Origin of the sequence: Pararhizobium antarcticum (genome assembly GCF_001885585.1) — a bacterium.
GTDB lineage: Bacteria > Pseudomonadota > Alphaproteobacteria > Rhizobiales > Rhizobiaceae > Pararhizobium > Pararhizobium antarcticum.
Map to the genome: position 1 here is coordinate 1 of NZ_LSRP01000115.1, position 24,541 is coordinate 24,541.

Sequence of the window (24,541 nt, forward strand, 5' to 3'; positions counted from 1 at the left end):
GTTTATTATTTTCGATCGATTTGCTGGTTTCGTTCCAGTCTCCGTTCGACATTAAGGGGTATCTGGCAAGATCGACGGTCTCAAGGAGATCGATCCACTTCGACAAATTCGCAGGTGCGTTGTCTTCCACACCCGCCATAGGGCTCAGATCCTGGAAAAGCGGGAATTGCTTGGCAACATATGATCCGAGGCCAGCGGATTTCAGTAATTTTTGAAAGACGCGCTGGAAAAGCGTTTTCACCACCTGAAATCCGGCGCCGGTATCATTCCTGAAGACGTGCAGCACCGCTTCGGTGGACGGTTTCAAGTATTTTCCGGCAAACAAAATTTCAGCAGTCCAGGCATGGGTAGAGGCCCGGGCATACCGACGAACGGAATCAGGAAGCTCCGGGTGCAGCGCAAGATGCCGCTCGACCGTTTCGACGATTGACTTTGCCATTCGCAGGTGGTTGCTCGACATATTGCCCGGATATTTCCGATAACCGACCAGATAGGCTGGGATGCCGACCATCTGATATTTGGCGAGTATTCTCAGTTCTGAATCAAGGTCTTCACAGCCGCCAATGCCCGCATCCGCATAAGAAGGGTCGAAGCCTCCGACGTCGATAATCGCGGATCGACGGACCATAAGCGAACTGCCGTTTCCTACAAATTTGCCTGTGAAGTGCCGGGCAAGCAACGACCCGCTGAAAACAGTAGAGCAAGCGGAATGTAAAACTCGATCGTCCTTGTCAATGATGCGATGAAGCGCGTAACTGGCTCCGAACCGACACCCTTTTACTCCCGTCATGGCCCGCACCTGCTCGGCGATTTTGGTGGGGTGCCAAATATCGTCCGCATCAACGAACGCAACCAGTTCGCCTTCGGCAACGCTGATACCCGTGTTCCGCGCGCGCGCGACACCGCCATTGAGCGTCGTGACCATACGAAGCCGCGGTTCCGAAACCGCATAGGCATTGACGACAGAAACTGTGTCGTCAGTCGACCCATCATTAACGAGAATGATTTCCAGATTTGTGTGCGTTTGATCTGATACCGACTTGAGGGTCCGCTCCAGATAGGCACTGCCATTATAGACGGGTATTACGACCGAGACGAGCGTGTCACATTTAGACGTTCCTTGCTCATCATCAGAAATGTACACGTTTTGCCGCCCACATAAGTTACGTATTGGACTGTTTAGCAAAGGTTATTTAACAAACTGAAAAATAAGAATGGACACTGTGTCGTCTTATGTCGAGCGCATTCAGCCTTTTGGCTCCTTTTGGTCAGGTGCCCTGGCAATTCGCGTCAAGATCGCCGCGCCCGGCGCGACGTGATGGCATGATAGGCTGGCGCTTCCGGTCGGTTCGACCCGACCTCGGCAAGCGGGCAAAAGCAGGCCCGTAGGGCAGAACATTTTCGGCCCGTTGGCGGTGATTTCGATCAGAAGATGCGGTTCGAACAATGCCACGACCATGAACTGGTTCCTGTGATTGCCCTCACCGCTCTAATGCATTTTCCGGGGCGCCCCGTGTTTGCTTTTCGTTTGACCTTGCCGGAAAGGTTTTGAGCCTATTTCGCGATCTCGACGAGTGTGGTCTTCAGGGATGGCTCTCCTGGGTGGGCGATGTCATCGATAAGGTAGACCGGGGAACCCGGCATAAGTTCCTCCCTTTCCAAAGTAAATGTGACTTTGCTGACATTATTGCCGCCGCTGTCGTCGCCAAAGCAGGCCTTCGCCTCGAAGGCCACGGTAATCTCGATCCTGGATTTGCTTTTTGTGGCCGGACCGTACGTGATGTTCTCCAAGGGGCAATTGTCCTGGCCACCGACGATCGGATCCCAATCAATCATCAGTTCATGCCGTCTCTCATTTGTCTTGAGCAGAGCCATTGCAAACTTCTGGGTAAAGTCCTCACTGAAAAAGCGGAGAAGCATGTTTGCCGAGAAATAGTCCTGATGGATATATCGTCCATTGATGGGATCGGCGGAGTTCTGTGCGGCCATGTCAAGAAGGACGCGAACGGTATCGACGGGCTCATCGGCTCTGGCCGCAGTATGGGTGGTCATAGACAGGGCGAGGAGAAGGCAGAAGAACTTGTTCATGGGAGCTACCGAGCTTTCTGAAAGGAAGGGGGGCTTGGTGTCGGAGGCGCAGAGACAGTGGTTTTCCAAACAACTGCCAGCATTCGCGTATCGGTCGACGCTGTGAATCGGCAGCAAAGCCTAGCGTTTCTGCACCAGCACCTCGAGGTGGCTGAGCACGGTCAGAGTGTCGTCAAAACCGCTTTGCTTGTTCAACTGCATCTGCTCCTCGCCCCATGCCTCTGCGAGCTTGACGAGCTTTGCATCATCGCTGGCCACCATGATCGAGAGTGAATAGGTTTTTTCGCACTGTTTCGCGCAATTGAAGTGCAGAACACCGATCGCTTGTATTTTCCCATCGGTGGAAATGAAGACGGAGCCACGCTCTGTTGCACTTTGGGGGCGCACGGCAGAGAAGCGCAGCAGGCCCTCCGTGACGTTTGCCACATCGTCCGGCACGCCGCCGAGAACCTCCGTGACGACATCAGCGACGTCTTGTTTCTGACCGAGCCAGCCAACTTTTTTCTTGTTGAGAAACCCGCGAAGCGCCGGTTGGAAGGATTGAGCCCAAACCAACGCGTTGGTGTTGCCACAGTCCTTGATCGAGGACATCTCACAGGCAGCCGCATAGGTCGTTGATGCAAAGAAGACAGAGGGGAAAATCGCTAGGAATCGCATTTTCGTTTCCTTGAACGTGGAGACCGAAGGATAGGGAGCGCGTCTTGCAAAGGGGCGGCGCATCAGGCAAGCGCCTTTAAAATCGTTGCGACGCAGATCGTCGTGAATATTCCCGGCACCACATAACGCACGTAGCGTCGGGCCTCTTCCGGCAGATACGGGTAAGCTGCCCTGAAGGGAAACTTGCCGCTCTCCAGGATCAGATCGGCCATCAAGGCGAGAATGAGATAGAAGTAACCGAGCGAAATCATGAATGCGATCGGTGAACTCACAGACATGCTGCCAGGAAAGCTGGCCTCGAAGGTAAAGCTCAAGGCAGCAAGCGCCAGCAAGGCAGAGTATGTTATGCCGGGAATATCTCCGACAAAACCACGCGGCGCCCACAATACGAACAACGACACGCTGAGAACCGCGATGAACGGAACGAATATCCGAAGCACATATCGCGGCCAGGCACGACTGACGATCGCCGTAGCATTGACGCGCATGAAGGGTTTGGCGTTCCAGCCGTAAAATTGCTCGAGCGAAAATTCGAGCCGACCCGGTGTCCAGTCGGAATCTGTCAAACTGCGCGCAAGGGTGGAGAGGTCACGGTCCCTGTCGTCCACGATGAAGATAACGTCATCGGCAGCATAGAGACGTGATGCAAACGGAAAGACAAGTCGCTGGGTATCGAACGGAAATGCAGAGAGTTCAATGGGCGTCCGGAAATCTGCATCGAGTTTCCGGATCATCGTGACGTCACCATTGGAGAATACCGATAGAGATGCCGTGTCGACACGCGCGTCACTGATCTGGTTCTCGAGGGTGACGGTCGGGCTCCACATGTTCTGTAGTTTCTCCGAGGCCTGCGCCTCGGTGAAATCCTTGCGGCCCGCGCCGTCCCGCACAGGATCGAATCGCAGTGACGGATCGTTCCAGCGCTGAGTGACTTCGATCACGGCAGACGCAAGGCCAGCGGTCTCTTCAACCTTTGAGACATCGAGGACACGCACGGCGAGATGCACACGCACGGGCAAAGGTATCGACTGCGGTATGTCCGTGCCGGCTGCGCTCTGTGTGCCATAAAGAATGGGAAAAACCAGTGTTGCGACAAGCAGCGTCCAGAAAAAAAACGGCCTCATACCGCAGGCCCGCGATTCTCCGGTGCCTCGCGAAGCTTCTTGCGCAGATGTTCAATCTCTCCACGGAGAACAAGATATTCCGGCAACTGACTTGAGGGAAGCAAAGGGGTTGGGTCGGCGCTATCGGCAGTGCAATGGGAGACAAGATCGTTGAGAGGACGCACCACAAAAGCGCGGATCGCAATCATGAACACTGGGAAAGCGATCAGGAATCCGCAAATGGAAATGGCCCAGATCGTTACCATCGCGCGTGAATGTTGGCTTTCCAACCTGGTGAAATCACGGGCAATGACGATTGTTCCGATGAGATTGCCGCTGTAGTCCAGCAGAGGGCTTCCCATGACGCCGTGAATCTGACCCTCGGCCGAATATCGCGTCAGTTGCGGTTCGCGCGATAGCCGGACAGTATTTGCCTGCTGAATTCGAGCGAAGAAAGCCGCGTCCGTGGCCGCTTCGATTGACAAGCCGCCTTTCCCATCCACTTTGGTGCCGTCTTCCCGAAGGGAAGCGGAGGGGTCAAGGAAAAGCGCATAGTCTGCGCCGGTCGCCGCTTTGGCGAGGTGCAAGAGCGATGTGAGATCCACGCCGATCTCCACCGTGCCGGTGAGACCGGCGGCTGAAACGATCGCCGATACAGCCCGCAGCGACAACCCCCTGACCCCGACTTCCAGCCCCTTCTGGGTTCGTTTGCTGTAATTTACGGCGATGACCATTGGCCGGAACTTGGAAAGATCCTGTCCAAAATTTTCTGGTTCCCATACTCGCAGAAACGATTTCATTTCCGCAGTATGAAAGTGCATGACATTGATGCCACCTCCGGTGTTCAGCCGCTCGAAAAGCGGCGAACTATACGCAAGCAGGGCCTGGCGGTTGCCGTCCGCGACCATCTCGGCAACACGCGCATCCGATGCGATCGCTTCGGAATGGGTTGCGGACAGTGTTGCCGCTTGCGCCATAGCCGTTGACAACACTGTCGAAGCATCTTCGATCTGGATCCGTTCGGCCTCGTTTAGAAGCGCGCGCTCACTGTATTGTGTCAGCAAGCCACCGATGGCGAGAATGGTCGCAATGGTCGTTGCCGATATCAGGGAGAGCGCCGTATCCAGCCTCATGCCGTCCTCGCGATCTGCTGGAGCAAGGGATGAGAGTTCATCTGAATGGGGATGGCAACGGCACCGGGAGAGCTAAGGGACGCGTTGAAAATGCGAACGCCTGTATCGGCCACGCCGGCGCCTGCATCCGCCGTGGCGACGCCATTTAGCCAAAGCGCCCCCTTGTTGTGAAACTCAACCTGGACATTCTGGACGATCACCGCCAACGACATGGTCACGCCGATGACGCAGACGGCGCGGCGCCGACAAAGAGCTGATTTCATGAAGTGTCCCCAATCGCTGAATTCTCATAGCGAGACGGGAAACTCGTGATCAACACAAGAAACAGGCTGTGGGTCGGTACACCCAAAATTGAGTCACAGGGATGACGGAACGACATCGCGGTGCGAAACTGGATTGACAGGAATGCTGCACGACTGTCGATGAGATCGGACCGAGCAACACACTCGTCCCTCGGCAACGAAAGACAATTGCAATCCTATGATAAACATCAACGATCCCATGTTCTTTGCAGTCTTGCGCGACGCGGCGAAGGAGTTGCTCGCCATGCATGACGTCTCGCCCCGGGTCGTCCGCTATGTTGCCAGCATGCAGAAGTGGCTTATCACTCAAGTCATCGTCGCCCTGCATTTCGAGCGGCAGCAAAATGAGGCCTGCCCTCCCCTGACAGTCGGGTTGCTGATTGATTTTTTTGCGGAACAGGCGCTGTTCAGCCGGAATACACTGGCGGCTCATGTTGCGGAAATGCGAGCCTATGGTTTGCTTGTTCAACGCGAGAGCAAGGACAAGCGCGTCAGGCCCTTGCAGTTGAGCGTCCATGGTGAGGCCTTGATCGGCCGATGGCTGGAGAGCCATCTTACCGCTCTTGACCGCCTCGATGGTGGTCACCGTTCGTCCAGGCTCGCCAGCGACGAGCGTCAACTTCGATGCATCCACCCGCTGGCTGTTCGCAGGCTTGTTCTTGATCCGGACTGGTCGCGACCACCAGCAAGCATCGACATGTTCGTCCGCACGGAATCGGGAAGCAATATCCTGCATGAACTCATCTGCAAGCTACCGGCCGAACTTCGGGATATCGATCACCCCGTCTGCATCGGTCCGCTGCATGCAAGCGAGATCTCGACCCGGCATACGCTGTCGCGCGGCCATGTGCAGAGGGTCATTGCCCGGGCGAAATCGGAGGGACTTCTCATCTGGAGCCTTGCTGGCAATCGGGGCGATCTGCTCGTCTCGCATACGTTGCTCCAGGACTATGTTCGTTGGCAATCCATCAAGTTTAAGGCCATTGCTGTTGCTTTTGAGCGGGGCCAGGAAATTTTGAACGCTGCAGAAACTCGGCATCCGCTCCATAGCCACAGCCGCGAAGGTCCTCGCTGAAATCACCCGGTTCGACGGTCACGGTCGAGGGTTGGTTCACTGCCCTGCAGACTCGGGTGCAACCGACCGCTTGGATAGGGCCCCCAATCCACAGTCAGAGCAGTGGGGCGGGCAGTCCACACCTTGCCTGCGTTAATGCTTGCGGCAACGACCGCCAGCTCTGTCGAGCGAAACTTATCGGCGGTGGCGGGGATCGGTACACCATGGAACTTGACGCAGGCATCGTGCAGGCAGTCACCCAGGTTCAAATCATGGCGGCCGCAGCGGCAGCGATGGGCGGCAAGCAGGAAGAACCGGGTTGTCTCTGCTGCGGGCGGCAGATCGCGAGTTTCGATCCCCCCGCCCTCCACAGATTCGGTGACCAAGCCTTCGACCGCTGCGATAGGCAGGTTGCGCGCGGCGTGGTCATCTCAAGACGCAAAGACTTTCGGCGCGTCATTCGGACATAGGGTCCGATGCCCTGTACTGCCAAAGCTTGTTTTACCCAGCAAGCGATGGATCAATGCGATCGAGGAACAGCGACACGATATCCTCACCGGTTTCCGGTTCGCTGCCGGCCATCACCGCAATGGCGACGGCGATGAGGGAAGAGGTTTTGTTGTGCGTCGATGCGCCGGCCCTGATGTTCATCACGAGGGTCGGGCAGAGGAAAAGGGCAAGGCGGATGACGCGACGCCAATCGTTCGGCAGCATGCCCCGCTCTTTCAACGCCGCAAGCAAAGGTCGCCATAGAGTGTCGGCCTTTACCTCGAGCAGTCCCATGCGGACACGGCTTGGTTCCCAGTCCGTATCCAGGAACAGCGTCCCGGCTTCATAGCGGGCGGAAGCGGTATAGCGGGTTTGTGCCTCGGCGGGATCGTAGAGCCACAGCGGATGGGCAAGGATATTGTGAAATGTCGTCTTGACCTCCGCCAGAAGCGTCGGCACGTTCTGCCCGGCAAACGCCGGATCGAAATAGGAGAGCAGCGGCGCGCCATCCTTTTCCGTGTACCAAACATTGGCGTTATGGGCGTCCCCATGCGCGACGACGCCGCCTGCATCGGCGAGCCGGTCGGGCCTCAGCCGGGTGCCTGCCTGTTCGAAGAGATCGCCGAAGCTATAGCGGTACCGGCGGCCGTTGACGACAACGGGTGCGATTGAAAAAGCGTCCCAGTCGAGATTAACACCCGGAAAAGAGAACTCCTGGTCGACATAAAAGCTCTTGAAACGCCCACCCGGAATGGCGCCCGACAGCGGATCGGCCAGCCGGTCATGAAACAGCCTGTGGATCGGCTCTGCTGCGACTTCCGTTGGTGTGACAGCGTGAAGGGTTTCGAGATAGACGGAAAGCACGGTTTCCGACAGCTGGCGCTCTGCGGCAACGGCCTTGGCTTCGGCCGCCTCGTCCGGTGCCAGATCCAGTGCGCGAAGTACGTCGGAAAAGCGCGGATCGCTGCGCCGGCGATAGACGAGAATCTGTTCACCGGGAAGAACCGACATATAAAGCGCCTGGTCCACCGGAAGCCCCGCTCTCAGGAGGATATCGGCGCGGTAATATTCCCCCGACATTGCCTCTTCGCCGTCCTCCTGATGAAACTTGAAGAACAGCGACTGGCCATCCGCCTCGAAAAAACCGTTCAGTGAATTCAGGCTGTACTGGTCGCGATTGATGGCGATGGCGTGTGCATCGAGGCCAAACAGGTCCCTCAGAAGGCTGTCGAGAAGCTTGAGTGCCGCCGGCTCATCGGTTCGGGCCAGGCGACGGATTTCAGCGGTCTTGCTGTTGTTTGCGGTCATAGTCGTCTTTCACAATCGCGGAAGGTTCAGGTCATCGCTGACGGCGTATACCGGCTGCCAAGGGAATAGCGGTTGCCGGCATAGGTGAGCCGGTTGACGGTCGCGACCTTTTGGCCCGACCATGTCCGACGGCGAAGAAGAAGACAGGGATAGCCCTCCGCAAGCTTGAGCATGCGCGCGGTCTCGCTGTCGGCGCCGATTGCTGAAATCACATGTTCCACCTCCGTCATGGGGGTCGACCGCTGCAGATAGTCATAGGTGGTCATCGACGTGAAATCCTGCTTCTCGTAGTCCGGCACCAGCTCGGAATTGACAAAGCGTTCCTCAACCTGCACCGGCGCGCCGTTTTCGAAATGCACCATGATGGAATGCCCGACGCGGATCTGGCGACTGGCTCCGAAGGCGGCGAGCAGCTCGATTCCAGGCCGGATGGATTCGAGAAGGATGACCTCGGCGCGATGCACACCGCCACGCTCGCCGATTTCCGTGGCGATATTCGCAACCTCGATCAGTGTCGATTGCGGTTTTGGTGGTGCGACGAATGTGCCGACGCCCTGTATGCGCAGAAGATAGCCCTCCGAGGTCAATTCCCGCAGCGCCCGATGAACCGTCATGCGCGACACGCCGAGCGAGGCCACCAGATCATGTTCGGACGGCAGTTTCCGGTTCCTGTCCCAGTCGCCCCTGCCGATATGCGCAAGCACATATTCCTTGACCTTTTCGTAGAGCGGGCTGGCGCTGTCCGTCAGAGGTTTCATCTTGGCTGTCTTTCCATCCGGAGCCTGCGTCAAGAGAGTTGCTCCGCCTGTGCAATGCGCACGATGGTCTTCAGGCCAGCGGCACTGCCTGCCAGAAGCCTCTCATAGGCTGCGGGAATGTCCTCAATCGCAATCTCCCGATCGATCAGCCGGGCCAGTGACGTCGCCATCTCGGGCAGCATGGCGACTGCTTCCGGCAACTCGTCCCTGAAGGCATGGCAGCCCATCAGCGCGATCTCGCGCTCGACCAGCACGTTCGGGTCGAGATCGATGTTGCCATGCGTGATGCCCACCAACGTCAGCGAGCCGCCGCCCTGAAGGCAAGCGATGGCACGCTTCAGAACGTCTCTTTGTCCCGTCGCATCCAGCGCATACCGCAATGCCTGTTCGCCAAGCGCCGCGTGAAGCGAAGCCGGATCAAGAGTCACCTGGGTGGCGCCGGTCACCTGCGCGACGCGCTCGGAGCGTGCGCGGTTGTTGTCGCAGACGAGAAGTGGGCCAGTGTGCAATCGGGAAAGAAGAAGCGCGGCAAGGCCGCCGATCGGCCCGCAGCCGATGATGAGGACGGGCTCTCCCGCCGGAACGGCCTGGCGCCGGATGGCGTGCAGTGCAACTGCCAGCGGTTCTGCCATGGCGGCAATCGCCGGATCGAGCGCCGGATCATATCTGACGAGCAACCGTGCGGGCAGCACGATCTCCTCGGCAAAGCCGCCATCACAGACTTCTCCGACAAAACCGAGGCGATCGCAGATATTGCGCCGCCCGCTCCTGCAAGCCGCGCACTCGCCACACCAGACACGGGAATCCGCAACGACGGTATCGCCGGGACTGAACGCGGAAACGCCCGTTCCGACCTCCATGACCACGCCGGCAAGTTCGTGGCCAGCCACAGAGGGCGACCGTGTGATCCACTGTCCCGTGCGAAAATTGTGAAGATCGGAACCGCAGATGCCGGCCGCGGTCACGGCAAGGCGTACGGTGCCCGCCACAAGCGGGCCAGGGGCTTCGATCTCCTCGACCCGGATGTCACCCGCTGCATAGAGCCTTGCCGCCTTCATGATCTGTTCCCGATCCTCAAAGATAATCCTTGCGAACATCGGAAACGGCATGCTCGTGCGAGGAAAAACCCTCGTAGCGTGCCAGCGTGCGGGCGTGCTTGGCAAATTCCGGATAGGCGGAGGCGGTAACATAGCCGATCGACGAGCGCTTGACGAAATCGCTCACGGAAAGGGGGCCATAGGTTCTCGCCCAGCGACTTGTCGGCAGCACCGCATTGGGTCCAAGGCCGAAATTGCCGATTGAAACGGGTGTATAGGGTCCCATCAGGATTTCGGCAGCTTCGGTGATGTGACCGAGATGCGCGAAGGGATCGGTGGACAGAATCTCCAGATGTTCCGGCGCATAGTCGTTGATGAAGCGGTAGCTTTCCTCGATCGACGATGTCAGCACGATCCCGCCACAGCGCCCGGTGAGAACCGCCTTCGAAAAGGCCACACGCTGCTCGGTCATGCGCGCCCAGTGATCGGGCAGCGCAGCCAGAGCTTCCTCGGCCACGCGACGGCTGTGCGTGACGAGATAGGCGGAGGAATCCGGGCCATGTTCGGCTTCAACCAGAAGATCGAGTGCCGCAAGACCGCCCTTCACCGTATCGTCGGCAAAGATCACCGCTTCGGAGGGGCCTGCCGGCAGGCCGGGATCGATGATACCGGAGAGCAGCCGCTTGGCCGCCACCACGAAGGGGCTACCGGGGCCGACGATCTTCAAGGCTGGCTTGATCGTCTGCGTGCCGTAAGCGACGGCTGCAACGGCCTGCGCGCCACCGACCTTGTAGACGGTGGAAACACCGGCGAGACGGGCGGCGACGAGCGTTGCGGCATCGACGGAGCCGTCGGGTGCCGGCGGCGTGACGATGGCGATATCCGGAACGCCGGCCACAACAGCCGGCACTGCCGTCATCATGGTGACCGAGGGAAAGGCCCCCTTGCCGCGCGGAATGTACAGCGCCACGGAGCGGATCGGTGTGAAGCGGTCTCCGGCATAGGCGCCCGGCCGCATTTCCTTCAGCCACATCGGTTCCGGCTTCTGAACCTCATGAAACCGGCGGATATTGTCGATGCCGAAGCGGATCGCATCAATGACGTCCTTTTCCACGAGATCGAAGGCGGCATCGAATTCGGCTTCCGTCGCCTTCAACCGGCTTTCGTCCAGATCCGCCTTTTCGAGTTCGCGCGCAAAGCGCACCAGCGCCGCGTCCCCCTCGGTGCGAACCGCCTCGATGATCGGTTTGGCCTTCTCGATGAAACTCGAGAGATCGGTTTCGGAACGGCGCATCAGCGCCGCGCGGGCCTCGGCGTCCAGTTGCGAGAGTTCGTGAAAGGAGACGTCTGACATGGCTGTTTTCCCGTTTCGCCGGCGCGCGGGCACCGGCTTTCAGTCATTTGGATTTGAGGAAGATCTCAAGGCCGACGAGGCGATCGAGCAGTGCGATCGCCAGCACCGCGCAGGCAATGAAGACCACGGAGATGGCCGCAAGATCGGGCGTGATGATGGAGCGAATGGAATTGTAGATCTGCACCGGCAGGGTGACGATCCGGGCATCTGTCAGCAGAAGGCTGACCAGAAACTCGTTCAGCGCCAGAATGAACATCAACAGAGCGCCGCTGATGACACCGGGCAGGACGGCCGGCAGGGTGACGTGCAGGAAGGTCGAGAGAGGCGGCGCGCCGCAACTGGCGGCAGCAAGCTCGAGATCCGGATCGAGGCTTGCAGCGCTGGCTGTCACGGCCCAGATCATGAAGGGCAGGTTGATGACGCAACAGGCGATCCCGACCGGCCAGAGCTGACCCAGTATCCTTGCCTCACCAAAGATCAGCATCAACCCGATTGCAGAGCCAATGAGCGGGATTGTGAAAGGCAGCAGCAGATAAATCTGCACCGATTTCTCGAAGCGTATCGCATATTTGGCAAGGGCGATGCCGGCGAGGGTTCCAACCGGGATGGCAACGATCGTGCAGATTGCGGAGACGTAGACCGAGCGCAGGAAGGCTTGCCACAAATCGCGCGACGCGGCGATCTTGGCATACCATTTGAAGGAGAATCCGTCCGGTGGAAAGGTGATGATGTTGCCTGACGTAAAGGACGCGCCGAGGATCACGATCGTCGGCGCCGACAAAAGCACGAGCACGGCGGCGACGAAGATCCAGAGAATGACGGTCTTGCTCAAGGCTGCGGTCATCGGCGCGCCCTACCCATTGCCAGCGTGCCCGCACCGAACACCGTGAAGACCAGGCCGACGAGCAGTGAGCCGACAGCCACCAGAAGCAATGCCAGCGTCGAACCCAGACCTTGGTCGGAGGTGCGGAAGAACTGGTCGTAGATTGCGTTGGCGATGAAATCCTGGCTGCCGCCGCCAAGGATTGCCGGCATGGCGAAATCGGTCAGTGACAAGGTCACCACGACAAGTCCCGCCCCCACAAGCCCGGGCCGCGCCAGAGGCAGGACGATGTGACGGAACGTGGCGACCCAATGGGCGCCGAGCGAGCCTGCCGCCGCCTCGAGTTCTTCGGGAATGGCCATCAGGGCCGGGGCCAGCATCAGGACGGCAAAGGGCAGCATGTACTGCACGAGACCGAAGAGCACCGCCCAGTAATTGTAGAGCAGCCGGATCGGCGCAACGCCAACAAGGCCAAGCGCCTCGTTGACCATGCCCTGATTGCCCAGAATGATCAGCCATCCATACGCACGGACAACCTGCCCGATGAAGAAGGGCAGGAAAAGTGCAATGAGCAGAAGTTTCCGGGTGATCGAGGAGGTCGTGCGTACCATCACATAGGCATAGGGAAAGGCAAGGATGAGCGTTATGACCGTCACGATCAGCGCGCCCAGCAGGCTGCGCCAGGCGATGGCCGCAAACAGGCTTTCGCTGAAGGCGCGTTGATAATTGGCAAATGTATAACTTTCGGACATCAGGAAGGTCGTGGTGTCGAGCGTCCGCAGGCTTGCATCGCCGATCTGAATGAGCCCCAGAACCAGAAGCCCGACGAGCAGCAGCGCCGGCGCGAGCATCAGCCAGGGGATCGCCCGGCCAAACCGTGCCGGCCAGATGAAGGCCGCAAAGGCTTCCATTGCATCCATGATGCGCCATCTCAGGGGATAGGCCGATTTCGCCGCTCGCATGTCCATCCTTTATGTGCCGGGAAATTCCCTTGACCGGCATACTGCTCATCTTCCCTCCGCATGCGGGGGGAAGATGAGGCCAAAGCGTAAGTCCACGCCTTGGCCTCAATCCCGTTATCCCTGCATGATGGCCTTGAACTTCGAGAACCACTCGCTCTCGTTTTCGACCTGCACTTTTGACGAAACGCGGATCAGATGTTTGAACGCATCCTCGGTAGTTGGATAGGACGGGTCGTCGACCAGGTCGGCCGGTGGCTTGACGCCCGGCACGACGCCTGGCAGGCCAAGGCCATCGAGCCAGATCTGCTGGGCTTCGACCGTCAGCGAGTGGTTGATGTATTCCTTTGCCCAGTACAGCTCGTTTGCCGGCAGGCCCTTCGGGATCCACAGCCCGTCCGTGTCGAACTTGGCGCCTTCTTCCGGCACGACCCATTTGATGTCGATGCCGTTCTTTTTGGCCTCGCGCGCATTGGTCGAAATGGTGCAGGCAGCGTCGATCTCGCCCTTCTGGAACCAGGTCGTGAAGTCCGGATCCTCACCCAGAAGCGGCTGCTGCTCCTTCATCTTGGCGATGAAATCCCATGCTGGCTGCATGTTTGCAGGAATGTCCTCCAGCTTGCCACCGCCCGCAACCTGTGCCGGGAAGTGGAACCCGATACCATCATTGTAGAGGGCGATACGGCCCTTGTACTTCGGATCGAGCAGATCCTTCCACGACTTTGGCGCGCCGTTCGGAAAGGCTTCCGGACGGTAGGCGAGCACGTAGACATAGCCGTAGGTGTTGACGATCGGATAGCCGTCGAGCCCGACAGGCTTGGCGAGATCGGTGGTGTTCTTCAGGTTCGAAAGGTCGGAGAGATCTTCGGTCACGCCGCGCAGCGCCGATTTTGTGGCGTTGGTGGTCGTATCCCAGTTGATATGGATCGGCGGCACGCGCCCCTGCGCCACGGCAGCCCAGACCTTCGGCTGGATTTCATTGTCTTCGGTCAGGTCGTGACGGATGGCGATGCCGGTCTTGGCGGTAAAACTGTCGGAGACGCCAGCCTTCAGGCTGTCCATCCAGCTTCCGCCCCAGGCGCGCACGATCAGTTCCGCCGGCTTTTCCGGTTCCTGCGCAAAGGCGCTCGACCAGCCCAGCGACGACAGGCCAGCAGCGCCCCCGATCGTGGCGGCCCCCTGAAGGAAGCGGCGGCGGCGCAGCATCAACGACATTTCACTCTTTTCACTCATGTTCATTCTCCTCTGGTTGACCGGTTTTTCCGGCTTATGGGTTGAAGTAAAGGACGTCGCGGGCATTCCACCCAAGGCTGACGGCTGTTCCGGCGACGAACTGGCCGTGGGCAGCGAGGTCATGGTCGAACACGCGCAGAAGCACATTCCCCATCGATGCGACACTGATCTCGTAGACCACCCGCTCGCCCTCGAAGATGGCGTCGGCAACGATGCCGTCGACGATCGTGTCGCAACCGGAAAGCTCGGCATGTGTGGGGGCGATCTGGACCCGCTCGGCGCGGATGGCACGTGTGCCACCTTGCGGGGCATCCAGAAAGTTCGTCACGCCGATGAAATTGGCGACAAAGGCGTTGGCCGGCTTGCGATAGGTGTCGGCCGGCTGTGCCTTCTGCAGGATCTCGCCGCCGTTCATGACGATGATTTCGTCGGACACGACGAGCGCCTCGCGCTGGTCGTGTGTCACGTTGATGGTGGTGACGCCGAGCTCGCGCTGGATACGGCGAAATTCGAGCTGCATCTCCTCGCGCAGCTTCCGGTCGAGCGCAGCCAAGGGTTCATCGAGCAGAAGCAGATCGGGCTCGAAGACCAGCGCCCTGGCGATCGCCACCCGCTGCTGCTGTCCTCCCGAGAGTTCGTGCACGCGCCGGGCGCCATAGCCTCCGAGCCGCACCATGTCGAGGTAGCGTTCAACACGGGCGGGGATCTGGCGCGCGTCGGTGCGTCGCATCTTCAGGGGGAAGGCGACGTTTTCTGCGGCCGTCATATGGGGGAACAGCGCCAGCTTCTGGAAGACCATGCCGATCGAGCGGCGGTGCGGTGGCACCGTGCTGACGGCAGCGCCGTTGATGAAGATCTCTCCGCGGGTCGGACGTTGGAATCCGGCAATCAACCGCAGCAGCGTCGTTTTGCCGGAGCCGGAAGGCCCAAGGATCGTCAGGAATTTTCCCGTCTCCAGATCGAAGGACGCGGATCGGACGGCGTGGATGCCGTCATAGACCATATCAACGTCCTTCACCGACACGGCAATGGTGTCGGCCTTCGCCGCGTTGTCAAAATCTGCTTTCGTGTCCACCGCCGGCATCATGCTTTTCCTGCGCGGCGCTGCTGCCGCAAACTGAATCCATCAGATCGATGCAAGGTAACCGCCATCGACCGGTATGCAATGCCCTGTCACATAGCGCGAGGCACCGCTTGCCAGAAAGACAACCGCCCCTGCGACATCCTCCATCGCACCGAAGCGGCGCTGGGGTATTTTGTCGAGCATCGCCTGCTGCCATGCCGCATCCTGATAAAAAACATCTGTCATCGCCGTGCGGAAATAACCTGGCGCTATGGCATTGACCCGAATGTCGAGGGGCGCCCATTCGGCGGCCAGCGCATGCGTCATGCCCATCAAGCCGGCTTTCGACGAACCATAGGGGACGGCCGTGGGTATGCCGACATAGGAGGTCAGAGAACACAGATTGACGATCGCGCCGCCTCTTCCAAAACCGGACATCTGACGGGCGGCCGCCTGTGCGCAGAAAAAGGCGCCCTTGAGATTGGTCGAGACAATCCTGTCCCACAGCGCCTCATCGACATCCAGCGCCGGTCGGATTTCTTCTGTCCCGGCATTGTTGATCAGAATATCAAGGCCGCCCAGAGCCTGCGATGCAGCCTCGACGACACGCGAACAGGCGTCAACATCCCGTACATCCAGGGCAAAGGGAAAGGCTCTTTTTCCGGAATCCTCGATCAGCCGCACGGTCTCACCGAGCGAAGCAACATCCCGCGCGGTCACTGCCACATCAGCGCCAGCAAAAGCGAGCGCCTGCGCAATCGCCTGTCCAAGGCCGCGGCTGCCGCCCGTCACAAGCGCGCTGCGCCCGTTCAGATCGAAGAGAGAGGTTACGTTCATTCCATTTGCCACATAGCTCAATCTACCTGTCCATGGACACAGCATCATCATTTTTTGGAGGTTGTCTATACATATGTGTACAACAGAGTTCCGGCGTGATGGCGGAAGGAGCCTGACGCAAATGTCCGTGCTTGATCGCAGCCTGACGAATAAAAAAGAAATCTCCGTCTCGAAAAATATGGCGCATGCCGAGGGTTCCGTAGGCATTGCCGAAGCTGAAGACTGGTGCGCTCGCATCGCCGTTGAGCGCCAATGCAGGACAGACCGTAATCGCTTGCTTTGGCCGAAGACTGTTCGATTTAACGCGAGTGAGCCGCGCCGACCGCAGGAATTCGGCCGTCGTTGAACGCCAGGTATTCCGCTTTTGGCGGCTTCAAGACTGCTCCTGATCCCCGCACTGTAGTTGCATCCTCGAGCCTCGATGCTCTCTCTGCCGCAGTGTGCACCGAGATTCGGTCTCGGATCACTCGTCGCTGCGTGGTTCTAGCCTCTGCATTCACCTGCGCGGGAAACGCTTGACGTCACTCCCGGACTTTGCATATTGTCCAGATGTCAGACCAATTTCGGTCTTTGGAATTGCGCATGTCGGATCATGTTGCCCGAGCGGCTCTTCTGCCCCTGCCTCCGGCGGACCGGGTCCGGCAGGCGACGGCCGCCCTTGCAGACTTTATCGAGCGGGCGAAGCTTGTGGCCGGGGAACGTCTGCCGACGGAACGGGAACTGGCCGTTGCGCTCGGTGTCGGGCGCTCCACGATCCGCGAGGTCATCCGGCATTTCCAGGCGCTGGGCGTGGTGGAAGCGCGCAAGGGCAGTGGTACCTATCTGCTCAGGGCGATTTCGGCCGCGACCGTTCACATGCCCCTCTCGCTCGAAACCACCCATCTGCGCGAGGTGCTCCTGAAAACCCTGGAGGTGCGCCGCGGCATCGAGGCGGAGGCCGGCATGGTCGCTGCCCGCATGCGCACGCCGCAGGACCTGAAGACGATCGAGGAAAAGCTCGACGAGATGGAGCGGGTGCATCTGTCCAAGGGCACATCAGGCCCGGAAGATCTCGCCTTTCACCTGGCCATCTATGACGCCACCCACAATCCGCTGTTCAAGCAGCTTCTCGAACAGATGCGCGAAGCCTTCGAGCGGTTCTGGGAACGGCCGTTCGACCGGCCGGACTTTGCGCGCCGGTCCTTTCCCTTCCATCGCACTCTCTTCAACGCCATCGCTGACGGCGATCCGGAAGCCGCGCGGGCCGAGACACTGAAGATCCTCGCCATCGTCGAGGAAGACATCAAGGAAATGTCCAAATGAACAACGGGTTCGATCCGTTTGATGAAGCTTCCCTCATCGTCGCCCACGACATGAACAATGCCTATGACGCCGTCGTGCCACCGATCGTGCAAACGTCGCTGTTCACGTTCACCGACTATGACGACATGATCGCCTCCTACCGCGGCGAGAAGATCCGGCCGATCTACACGCGCGGCCTGAACCCGACCGTGCGCATGTTCGAGGAAATGCTGGCAAGGCTCGAAGGCGCCGAAGACGCGATCGGCTTTGCCAGCGGCATGTCGGCGATTTCGTCGACGGTTCTGTCCTTCGTCGGGCCCGGCGATCGCATCGTCGCCGTCAGGCATCTCTATCCGGACGCCTTCCGGCTGTTCGGCACGTTCTTCAAGCGCATGAACATCGACGTCACCTATGTCGATGGCAAGGATGAGGAGGCTGTTGCCAGAGCCCTGCCCGGCGCCAAGCTTCTCTATCTCGAAAGCCCGACGAGCTGGGTGATGGAAACCCATGATGTTGCAGCGCTCGCCGCCCTTGCAAAAAACCATGGGGTCATCACCACGATCGACAACAGCTGGGCGAGCCCGATCTTCCAGCAGCCGATTGCGCTCGGTGTCGACCTGGTCATCCATTCCGCGTCCAAATATCTCGGCGGCCACAGCGATGTCGTCGCCGGCGTCGTTGCCGGTTCCAAGGAAATGATCGGCCGCATCCGCGCGGAAGCCTATCCCTATCTCGGCGGCAAGCTTTCGCCCTTCGACGCCTGGCTGCTCATTCGCGGCATGCGCACGCTGCCGATCCGCATGAAGGCGCATGAGCAATCGACGATCGAGATCACCAAGCGCCTGCAGGCCCATGAGGCGGTGGAAACCGTCTGCTATCCCGGTCTCGCCAATCACCTGCCGCCGGGTCTGAAGGGAACGTCGGGCCTGTTTTCGTTCATTTTCCGCGATGGCATCAATGTCCGCACGTTTTCCGATCACCTCAAGCTGTTCAAGCTCGGCGTCAGTTGGGGCGGACACGAGAGCCTGATCGTGCCGGGCGATGTGGTTTTGTCGCAAAAAGCACAACCCAATTCCGCGGTCGCCTTCGGCATCAGCCCGCGGTCAGTACGGCTCCATGTCGGCCTGGAGGGAACGGAGGCCCTTTGGAGCGATATCGAAACGGCAATCGCTGCCGCATCAATAGGCTGACACGCAAGCAAACAACCACTGGAACAGGAAAAGGGAACAAAAAATGAGGAAACTGATTGCAGCGACCCTGGTCGCGACGCTGATGGCAGGCACGACGCTTGCCGATACCACGCTGAAGCTGGTTGAAGTCATCACCAGCCCGGAGCGCACCGAAACCCTGAAGTCGATCGTCGCCAAGTTCGAAGCCGCCAACCCCGGCACGACAGTCGAGATCATTTCGCTGCCCTGGGGCGAAGCCTTCCAGAAGTTCGCGACCATGGTCTCGGCCGGCGAAATCCCTGATGTTATGGAAATGCCCGACACTTGGCTGTCGCTCTATGCCAACAACGGCATGCTAGAAAGCCTCGAGCCCTACCTGAAGACCTGGGACCAGACCGCTGGCCTGACCGACCGCGCGCTCGAGCTTGGCCGCGACGTCAAGGACACGGCCTATATGCTGCCCTACGGTTTCTATTTGCGGGCCATGTTCTACAACAAGAAGATCTTCGCGGAAGCCGGCGTCGAAGGCCCGCCAAAGACCATGGATGAGTTCGTCGCAGCGGCCGAGAAGATCAAGAAGCTTCCGGGCAAATATGCCTATTGCATGCGCGGCGGTCCGGGCGGCCTGAATGGCTGGATGATGATGGGCGCCACCATGGCCGGCGACAATGCCTTCTTCAACGAAGATGGAACGTCGAAATTTTCGGAAGAGGGCTGGGTCAAGGGCTTTACCTGGATGACCGATCTCTACAAAAACGGCTACGCCCCGAAGGACAGCGTCAACTGGGGCTTCAACGAGATCGTCGCCGGCTTCTACACCGGGACCTGCGCGATGCTCGACCAGGATCCGGATGCGCTGATTGCCATTGCCGAGCGCATGGATGCTGCTGACTACGGCGTCACGACCATGCCGAAGGGCCCCTCCGGCAAGACGTTTCCGACCATCGGCTATGCCGGTTGGTCAATGATGTCGGCGAGCGCCAACAAGGACCTGTCCTGGAAGCTGATCGCTACGCTGGAAGGGCCGGAAGGCAATATCGAGTGGAACAAGAAAATCGGCGCTCTCCCGGCACTCAAGGCAGCCGAGAAGGATCCCTTCTATGCCAGCGAGCAGTTCAAGGGCTGGTTCGAGGAACTGGCGGACAAGGACGCCGTGCCGACCACCATGCCGACCTATCTCGAAGAATTCGCCTTCTTCAAGGATTCGCTCGCCATCAAGACCAGCCAGGAAGCCATGCTCGGCGACATCACGCCGGAAGAAATGGCCAAGCAGTGGGCTGACTACATGACCAAGGCCCAGCAAAAGTTCCTGGCGAGCAAATAAACGATCTGCACTGACGCAGGCGGCGGCAGGATGTCGTCCGCCTGCGGTTCCCTCAAGACTGGAAAACACGGCAGGCTTCAAGGCAGGCCGCGAAACGGAAATCCTGACGATGGCTTCACTAGCAGCCCGCAATGGCGGCTCACAAAGAGACCAGCGACCGCTGAAAAAGCGGCTCGCCGATGCCTCCGCGCCCTATCTCTACAGTGCGCCTGCGCTGATCCTGATCGTCACGGTGATGCTGGTGCCGCTGGTGCTGGGCATTTCCTATGCCTTCCGCGATATCCAGCTTCTAAAACCCTTTTCCGGCGGCTTTATCGGGCTTGATCATTTCAGGACGCTGTCGCAGGACCAGAACTTCTATCGGGCGCTCAGAAACACCTTGTGGTGGACGGGCTGGTCCGTGTTGCTGCAGTTTGTCTTCGGGCTCATCCTGGCACTGCTGCTCGACAAGCCATTTTTCGGGCGGGCGATTGTCCAGGCGCTGGTTTTCCTGCCCTGGGCCGTGCCGAGTTTTCTCGCCGGCCTGAACTGGGCCTGGCTGTTCAACCCCGTGGTCGGCCCCCTGCCCCACTGGCTGTTCGCGCTTGGCATCATGAGCGAGCCCAACAATATCCTTTCGGACCCGCAGCTGGCCATGTGGGGGCCGATCATCGCCAATGTCTGGTGGGGCATTCCGTTCTTTGCCATCACCCTGCTCGCCGCGCTTCAGGCGATCCCGCGCGACCTCTACGAGGCAGCCAGCATCGATGGCGCCGGCCCGGTGAAACGCTTCCTGTCCATCACCCTGCCATTCCTCGCCCCGACCATCGCCATCACCGTTCTCCTGCGCACTGTGTGGATTTCAAACTTTGCCGACCTGATCATCGTCATGACCAATGGCGGGCCGGCCGACCGGACCCAGATCGTTGCCAGCTACATCTTCACGCAGGCCTTCAAGCGGCTCGACTTCGGCTATGCCTCCGCCATCGCGCTCGTGCTTCTCGCCCTTCTGATCATCTATTCGATGCTGATTGTCGTCTTGCGGCAATGGCTGTTGAGCAAGGATTGAAGCCATGGCCGGACATTCATTGACAAAGGGGCGCGTCGTTGCCCTCCTCGCCCACCGCCTGGCCATCCTCGCCTATGTCGCCTTCGCGCTGTTCCCGCTTTACTGGCTGCTGAAGGTTTCGGTAACCCCGAACAAACTGCTCTATTCCGAGGGCATCCGCATGTGGCCGTCGCAGACCAGCTTCGAACATTTCGACTTCGTGTTGAAACACAGCGAATTCCCGACCTTCTTCAAGAACAGCCTGATCGTCGCCGGCTCGACCGCTCTGATCGTCACCGCGCTTGCCTCGCTTGCCGGCTATGCCCTGTCGCGGTTCAGCTTTCGCGGCAAATACTGGATCGTGGCGCTGATGCTGCTGACCCAGATGTTTCCGCTGGTCATGCTGGTGGCGCCGATCTTCAAGATGCTGTCACCACTCGGCCTGACCAACAGCCTGACGGGCCTCGTCATCGTCTACACAGCCTTCAATGTCCCCTTCGCCACCTTTCTGATGCAGTCCTTCTTCGACGGCATCCCCAAGGACCTGGAGGAAGCGGCGATGATCGATGGTGCGACACAGTTCGGCGCCTTCCGGCAAATCATCCTGCCGCTGACCCTGCCCGGCATCGCGGCCACCCTCGGTTTTGTGTTTACCGCCGCCTGGAGCGAACTCCTGTTTTCGCTGATGCTGATTTCGGGCAATGCGGCTGCGACCTTCCCGGTCGGGCTCTTGTCCTTCGTCTCGAAATTCTCGATCGACTTCGGACAGATGATGGCGGCGGGCGTGATGGCGCTCATCCCCGCCTGCCTGTTCTTCCTTTTGATCCAACGCTACCTCGTGCAGGGCCTGACGGCCGGCGCCGTGAAAGGCTGACCCAATGGCATCCATCGATATCTCCAACATCCGCAAATCCTACGGCATCCATCCGGTGCTGCATGGGATCGATCTGGAGATCAGGGATGGCGAATTCGTCGTTCTCGTCGGCCCGTCCGGCTGCGGCAAGTCCACCCTGCTGCGGATGATCGCGGGTCTCGAAGCGGTGACAGACGGCGAGATCCGCATTGCCGGAAAGCGGGTCAACGATCTTGCCCCCAAAGACAGGGATATCGCCATGGTCTTCCAGTCCTACGCGCTCTATCCGCATATGAGCGTGGCGAAAAACATGAGCTACAGCCTGCGTCTGCGCAAGATGGCAAAAGAAAAGATCGCCTCGGTGGTCGCCGGTGCGGCGACCAAGCTTGGCCTGGAACCGCTGATGGAACGGCGCCCAAAAGCCCTATCCGGCGGACAGCGGCAGCGCGTGGCCATGGGTCGAGCGATCGTGCGCGAACCCAAGGCCTTCCTGTTCGATGAACCGCTGTCGAACCTCGATGCCCGGTTGCGCGAGCAGATGCGCGCCGAGATCAAGAAACTGCACAAGGACCTCGGCGCCACATCAATCTACGTTACCCATGACCAGATCGAGGCGATGACACTGGCAGACCGCATCGTCGCCATGCATGGCGGAATCATCCAGCAGGTCGGCAGTCCGCTCGACCTCTACGACAATCCCGCAAACCTGTTCGTGGCCGGCTTCATCGGTTCGCCCGGCATGAACTTTTTCGAAGGTCGCTATATCAAGCTGAACGGCAAGTCTGTCTTTGCCCCGACCGGCGGCGTCGAGCTTCTGCTGGAGGCACCGGCGAACCTGGAGGAAGGCAGCCGCGCGACGCTCGGGATTCGGCCGGAGCATGTGGTGCTTGGCGCGGACGGACCGGAAGCCCAGATGGCAGCGATCGACCTGGTCGAACCCACGGGCTTTGGCATCATCCTGCACCTGACGCTTGGGCCCGTCTCATTGAAGGCCTTCACGCTCGACCGACGCTTCCTGAATGCCACCGGCGAAATTGCCGTGCGCCTGCCGGGAAGTCACCTGCATTTCTTTGACGAAAGCGGCAGGAAGGTCTGAAAGGGGCGTGAGGACGCTCAGTCCTCTTTAACCTCTTCAGGCTCGAGCGGCATCAGCGTGAACAACTCCTGTGCCTTCTTGACGCCGCGCAGCGCATAGCGGCCGATGGAGACCATTTCGCCGTCGCGCGGCGGCGGAGCGGCCGAAACGAAACCCGACGACATGACGATGCTGCGATCGACGAACCGGCAGAGCGAGGCAATGCGGCTAACCTCATTGACCGCCGGGCCGATGACGGTGAAGTCGAGGCGATCGCTCGAGCCGATATTGCCATAGAAGACATCACCGATATGCAGGCCGAGATAGACTTCGGTCACCGGGCGACCCTCGGCGTTGCGGCGTGCATTCAGACCTTGGAGCTTGTCGCGCAGCAGATGTTCCGCCCGCAGGGCCCGCCCGCAGGCTTCTTCGGGATCTTCCGACTTGAAGATCGCGAGTGTCCCGTCGCCGATCAGCTTCAGCACGTTGCCGCCCGCCTCGTGGATCGAGGAGATCACCGCATCGGCATAGTCATTGAGAAAGGGAATGATCTCGTCCGGCGGCAGGCTATCGGAGATGCGGGTATAATTCTGCAGGTCGGAAAACCACAGAGCCGCCGAGATCCGCTCTGCCTTGCCGCGGCTGATACGGCCCTCCAGCACCTGCTTGGCAGCATCCTCGCCGAGATAGACCTCGGCAATCGTCCGGGAAATCCGCACCAGGGAAGCCGACTTGATGGCCAAGGCCAGAACCGGGACGAGTTTGCGCAGGGCAAACAGGCCGTCTTCCGAAAACCCGTTCGGCGCGGTTGTTGACCAGTGCGAATAGAAACAGTCCATCTCGCCGATATGGCTGTCTTCGGCGAACCGGTGGATCATCGCGATATAGTCCTTGTGGCCGGCGGCCAGAAGCGTATCGAGCATGAAGAAATCGGCAGCCTCGCCAAAACCGATGCGCCGGCGCACCTCGTCGCCGCCGCTCGTGCGCAGATGATGAAAGGCCGAGCGCATCCAATTGTCGGCTTCCGTGCCGTCCACGGTCGGGCCGTATTCGAAGGCGCGATGCTCCTTCGCAATGCCATCCCACTGGAAAGCGCGTCCCTCATAGACCGGATGCAGCGTGTCGATCAGCGCAAGCCCCCGATCGATCGGCAACTCGCTCTTGCGGCAACGTTCGCAGAAACCGTCGAGAATCTCCATCTCGGACGATCCCTTCAACCCCTGGGCGATCAGCCAGGATGCGATATCGCCGATATTCATGGGGTTCATGCGGCTGTCCTTGATTCTTTCGGCGGACGACAGCTTTAGTATGGAATATGACGGGGGGGAAGGAGACGGCGCCCTCTTAGGCAATCGATGGTCATGGATCGTTCGTGACAGCCTTTGTTATATAGCTGTCACGGCTAATGAAACCTACGACAATGAGTTGCCTGGCATTGATCTTGCTGTTCAACGCAAGCAAATAGCTTCATTTCCCACATGTCTCTCAGTGTCCGTCCGGAGACTTTGAGAATCGGCGGAATCGGTTAGCGGACTTCGGTTTGCGGGTTGTGCGCGGTTGTGATTCCTTTTGTGCTTTCGAATCACGAAAGGAAGCTGCGATGTGGACGATCGA

General features: G+C 59.4%; 25 protein-coding genes. 9 read left to right on the forward strand and 16 right to left on the reverse strand.

Annotation, left to right across the window (positions count from 1 at the left end; genetic code table 11):
* The 6 genes from AX760_RS26845 to AX760_RS20270 all read right to left on the reverse strand — a co-directional run.
* The coding region (locus tag AX760_RS26845) for a glycosyltransferase family 2 protein (protein ID WP_175552105.1) at positions 1–1,144 on the reverse strand (1,144 nt) is incomplete at its 3' end.
* A 410-nt stretch (positions 1,145–1,554) separates the two neighbouring features.
* Entirely contained in the window at positions 1,555–2,088 is a 534-nt protein-coding gene (locus AX760_RS20250) for a hypothetical protein (RefSeq protein ID WP_071834815.1), read from the reverse strand.
* 120 nt (positions 2,089–2,208) lie between these two features.
* Entirely contained in the window at positions 2,209–2,745 is a 537-nt protein-coding gene (locus AX760_RS20255) for a hypothetical protein (RefSeq protein WP_071834816.1), read from the reverse strand.
* Positions 2,746–2,807: 62 nt separating this feature from the next.
* The gene (locus AX760_RS20260) at positions 2,808–3,869 is read right to left on the reverse strand and encodes a ligand-gated ion channel (protein ID WP_071834817.1); all 1,062 of its coding nucleotides are present in this window, start codon (positions 3,867–3,869) and stop codon (positions 2,808–2,810) included.
* A complete protein-coding gene (locus AX760_RS20265; protein ID WP_071834818.1) occupies positions 3,866–4,981 on the reverse strand; it encodes a cache domain-containing protein in 1,116 nt (371 codons plus the stop codon). Before AX760_RS20265 ends, AX760_RS20260 begins: the two co-directional genes overlap by 4 nt.
* A complete protein-coding gene (locus AX760_RS20270; RefSeq protein ID WP_071834819.1) occupies positions 4,978–5,244 on the reverse strand; it encodes a hypothetical protein in 267 nt (88 codons plus the stop codon). Before AX760_RS20270 ends, AX760_RS20265 begins: the two co-directional genes overlap by 4 nt.
* A 217-nt stretch (positions 5,245–5,461) precedes the next feature.
* On the opposite strand from AX760_RS20270, the gene AX760_RS20275 reads away from it, so the two are divergent.
* Complete coding sequence (locus AX760_RS20275; protein ID WP_071834820.1) at positions 5,462–6,358, forward strand: hypothetical protein; 897 nt, start codon at positions 5,462–5,464, stop codon at positions 6,356–6,358.
* 203 nt (positions 6,359–6,561) lie between these two features.
* Positions 6,562–6,807 (forward strand): hypothetical protein, encoded by a 246-nt coding sequence (locus tag AX760_RS20280; protein WP_071834821.1) that lies wholly within the window; start codon positions 6,562–6,564, stop codon positions 6,805–6,807.
* Between the two features lie 31 nt (positions 6,808–6,838).
* On the opposite strand, the gene AX760_RS20285 is transcribed toward AX760_RS20280, so the two are convergent.
* The 9 genes from AX760_RS20285 to AX760_RS20325 form a co-directional block, all read right to left on the reverse strand.
* A complete protein-coding gene (locus AX760_RS20285; RefSeq protein ID WP_071834822.1) occupies positions 6,839–8,134 on the reverse strand; it encodes a hypothetical protein in 1,296 nt (431 codons plus the stop codon).
* A 26-nt stretch (positions 8,135–8,160) separates the two neighbouring features.
* Positions 8,161–8,892 (reverse strand): histidine utilization transcriptional repressor HutC, encoded by a 732-nt coding sequence (gene hutC / locus AX760_RS20290; RefSeq protein WP_071834835.1) that lies wholly within the window; start codon positions 8,890–8,892, stop codon positions 8,161–8,163.
* Between the two features lie 29 nt (positions 8,893–8,921).
* Positions 8,922–9,950: a zinc-dependent alcohol dehydrogenase gene (locus AX760_RS20295; RefSeq protein WP_071834823.1), complete on the reverse strand. Its 1,029-nt coding sequence runs from the start codon at positions 9,948–9,950 to the stop codon at positions 8,922–8,924.
* Between the two features lie 16 nt (positions 9,951–9,966).
* Positions 9,967–11,283, reverse strand: a complete 1,317-nt coding sequence (hisD, locus tag AX760_RS20300; RefSeq protein WP_071834824.1) for a histidinol dehydrogenase — start codon at positions 11,281–11,283, stop codon at positions 9,967–9,969.
* Between the two features lie 43 nt (positions 11,284–11,326).
* Positions 11,327–12,127 (reverse strand): ABC transporter permease, encoded by an 801-nt coding sequence (locus tag AX760_RS20305; RefSeq protein ID WP_071834825.1) that lies wholly within the window; start codon positions 12,125–12,127, stop codon positions 11,327–11,329.
* Positions 12,124–13,068: an ABC transporter permease gene (locus tag AX760_RS20310; RefSeq protein ID WP_071834836.1), complete on the reverse strand. Its 945-nt coding sequence runs from the start codon at positions 13,066–13,068 to the stop codon at positions 12,124–12,126. Before AX760_RS20310 ends, AX760_RS20305 begins: the two co-directional genes overlap by 4 nt.
* 114 nt (positions 13,069–13,182) lie before the next feature.
* Positions 13,183–14,298, reverse strand: a complete 1,116-nt coding sequence (locus tag AX760_RS20315) for an ABC transporter substrate-binding protein (RefSeq protein WP_071834837.1) — start codon at positions 14,296–14,298, stop codon at positions 13,183–13,185.
* Between the two features lie 34 nt (positions 14,299–14,332).
* Complete coding sequence (locus tag AX760_RS20320) at positions 14,333–15,301, reverse strand: ABC transporter ATP-binding protein (RefSeq protein WP_087149315.1); 969 nt, start codon at positions 15,299–15,301, stop codon at positions 14,333–14,335.
* Positions 15,302–15,424: 123 nt separating this feature from the next.
* Complete coding sequence (locus AX760_RS20325; RefSeq protein ID WP_071834827.1) at positions 15,425–16,198, reverse strand: SDR family NAD(P)-dependent oxidoreductase; 774 nt, start codon at positions 16,196–16,198, stop codon at positions 15,425–15,427.
* Positions 16,199–16,319: 121 nt separating this feature from the next.
* Between AX760_RS20325 and AX760_RS26850 the strand changes: the two genes are divergently transcribed.
* From AX760_RS26850 to AX760_RS20355, 7 genes are all read left to right on the forward strand, one after another.
* Positions 16,320–16,544, forward strand: a complete 225-nt coding sequence (locus AX760_RS26850; protein WP_139276110.1) for a hypothetical protein — start codon at positions 16,320–16,322, stop codon at positions 16,542–16,544.
* A gap of 236 nt (positions 16,545–16,780) precedes the next feature.
* A complete protein-coding gene (locus AX760_RS20330; protein ID WP_071834828.1) occupies positions 16,781–17,500 on the forward strand; it encodes a FadR/GntR family transcriptional regulator in 720 nt (239 codons plus the stop codon).
* Entirely contained in the window at positions 17,497–18,669 is a 1,173-nt protein-coding gene (locus AX760_RS20335; RefSeq protein WP_071834829.1) for a PLP-dependent transferase, read from the forward strand. The genes AX760_RS20330 and AX760_RS20335 overlap by 4 nt, the downstream gene beginning before the upstream one ends.
* A 43-nt stretch (positions 18,670–18,712) precedes the next feature.
* On the forward strand, positions 18,713–19,972 hold the full coding sequence (locus AX760_RS20340) for an ABC transporter substrate-binding protein (protein ID WP_071834830.1): 1,260 nt from the start codon (positions 18,713–18,715) through the stop codon (positions 19,970–19,972).
* 109 nt (positions 19,973–20,081) lie between these two features.
* Positions 20,082–21,020 carry a carbohydrate ABC transporter permease gene (locus AX760_RS20345; protein WP_071834831.1) on the forward strand — a complete coding sequence of 313 codons (939 nt, stop codon included), beginning with the start codon at positions 20,082–20,084 and terminating at the stop codon, positions 21,018–21,020.
* Between the two features lie 4 nt (positions 21,021–21,024).
* Complete coding sequence (locus tag AX760_RS20350; protein WP_071834832.1) at positions 21,025–21,873, forward strand: carbohydrate ABC transporter permease; 849 nt, start codon at positions 21,025–21,027, stop codon at positions 21,871–21,873.
* Between the two features lie 4 nt (positions 21,874–21,877).
* The gene (locus AX760_RS20355) at positions 21,878–22,948 is read left to right on the forward strand and encodes an ABC transporter ATP-binding protein (protein ID WP_071834833.1); all 1,071 of its coding nucleotides are present in this window, start codon (positions 21,878–21,880) and stop codon (positions 22,946–22,948) included.
* A 17-nt stretch (positions 22,949–22,965) separates the two neighbouring features.
* Here AX760_RS20355 and AX760_RS20360 read toward each other — a convergent pair whose 3' ends face one another.
* Positions 22,966–24,195, reverse strand: coding sequence for an adenylate/guanylate cyclase domain-containing protein (locus AX760_RS20360; RefSeq protein WP_071834834.1), 1,230 nt, complete (start codon positions 24,193–24,195; stop codon positions 22,966–22,968).
* Positions 24,196–24,541 lie beyond the last annotated feature (346 nt).

Excerpts from the sequence above, each read along its gene's own strand:
- AX760_RS20250 (WP_071834815.1), bottom strand. The coding sequence starts at position 2,088 with ATGAACAAGTTCTTCTGCCTTCTCCTCGCCCTGTCTATGACCACCCAT.
- AX760_RS20255 (WP_071834816.1), bottom strand. The coding sequence starts at position 2,745 with ATGCGATTCCTAGCGATTTTCCCCTCTGTCTTCTTTGCATCAACGACC.
- AX760_RS20260 (WP_071834817.1), bottom strand. The coding sequence starts at position 3,869 with ATGAGGCCGTTTTTTTTCTGGACGCTGCTTGTCGCAACACTGGTTTTT.
- AX760_RS20265 (WP_071834818.1), bottom strand. The coding sequence starts at position 4,981 with ATGAGGCTGGATACGGCGCTCTCCCTGATATCGGCAACGACCATTGCG.
- AX760_RS20270 (WP_071834819.1), bottom strand. The coding sequence starts at position 5,244 with ATGAAATCAGCTCTTTGTCGGCGCCGCGCCGTCTGCGTCATCGGCGTG.
- AX760_RS20275 (WP_071834820.1), top strand. The coding sequence starts at position 5,462 with ATGATAAACATCAACGATCCCATGTTCTTTGCAGTCTTGCGCGACGCG.
- AX760_RS20280 (WP_071834821.1), top strand. The coding sequence starts at position 6,562 with ATGGAACTTGACGCAGGCATCGTGCAGGCAGTCACCCAGGTTCAAATC.
- AX760_RS20285 (WP_071834822.1), bottom strand. The coding sequence starts at position 8,134 with ATGACCGCAAACAACAGCAAGACCGCTGAAATCCGTCGCCTGGCCCGA.
- hutC (WP_071834835.1), bottom strand. The coding sequence starts at position 8,892 with ATGAAACCTCTGACGGACAGCGCCAGCCCGCTCTACGAAAAGGTCAAG.
- AX760_RS20295 (WP_071834823.1), bottom strand. The coding sequence starts at position 9,950 with ATGAAGGCGGCAAGGCTCTATGCAGCGGGTGACATCCGGGTCGAGGAG.
- hisD (WP_071834824.1), bottom strand. The coding sequence starts at position 11,283 with ATGTCAGACGTCTCCTTTCACGAACTCTCGCAACTGGACGCCGAGGCC.
- AX760_RS20305 (WP_071834825.1), bottom strand. The coding sequence starts at position 12,127 with ATGACCGCAGCCTTGAGCAAGACCGTCATTCTCTGGATCTTCGTCGCC.
- AX760_RS20310 (WP_071834836.1), bottom strand. The coding sequence starts at position 13,068 with ATGCGAGCGGCGAAATCGGCCTATCCCCTGAGATGGCGCATCATGGAT.
- AX760_RS20315 (WP_071834837.1), bottom strand. The coding sequence starts at position 14,298 with ATGAGTGAAAAGAGTGAAATGTCGTTGATGCTGCGCCGCCGCCGCTTC.
- AX760_RS20320 (WP_087149315.1), bottom strand. The coding sequence starts at position 15,301 with ATGGTCTATGACGGCATCCACGCCGTCCGATCCGCGTCCTTCGATCTG.
- AX760_RS20325 (WP_071834827.1), bottom strand. The coding sequence starts at position 16,198 with ATGAACGTAACCTCTCTCTTCGATCTGAACGGGCGCAGCGCGCTTGTG.
- AX760_RS26850 (WP_139276110.1), top strand. The coding sequence starts at position 16,320 with ATGTCCGTGCTTGATCGCAGCCTGACGAATAAAAAAGAAATCTCCGTC.
- AX760_RS20330 (WP_071834828.1), top strand. The coding sequence starts at position 16,781 with ATGTCGGATCATGTTGCCCGAGCGGCTCTTCTGCCCCTGCCTCCGGCG.
- AX760_RS20335 (WP_071834829.1), top strand. The coding sequence starts at position 17,497 with ATGAACAACGGGTTCGATCCGTTTGATGAAGCTTCCCTCATCGTCGCC.
- AX760_RS20340 (WP_071834830.1), top strand. The coding sequence starts at position 18,713 with ATGAGGAAACTGATTGCAGCGACCCTGGTCGCGACGCTGATGGCAGGC.
- AX760_RS20345 (WP_071834831.1), top strand. The coding sequence starts at position 20,082 with ATGGCTTCACTAGCAGCCCGCAATGGCGGCTCACAAAGAGACCAGCGA.
- AX760_RS20350 (WP_071834832.1), top strand. The coding sequence starts at position 21,025 with ATGGCCGGACATTCATTGACAAAGGGGCGCGTCGTTGCCCTCCTCGCC.
- AX760_RS20355 (WP_071834833.1), top strand. The coding sequence starts at position 21,878 with ATGGCATCCATCGATATCTCCAACATCCGCAAATCCTACGGCATCCAT.
- AX760_RS20360 (WP_071834834.1), bottom strand. The coding sequence starts at position 24,195 with ATGAACCCCATGAATATCGGCGATATCGCATCCTGGCTGATCGCCCAG.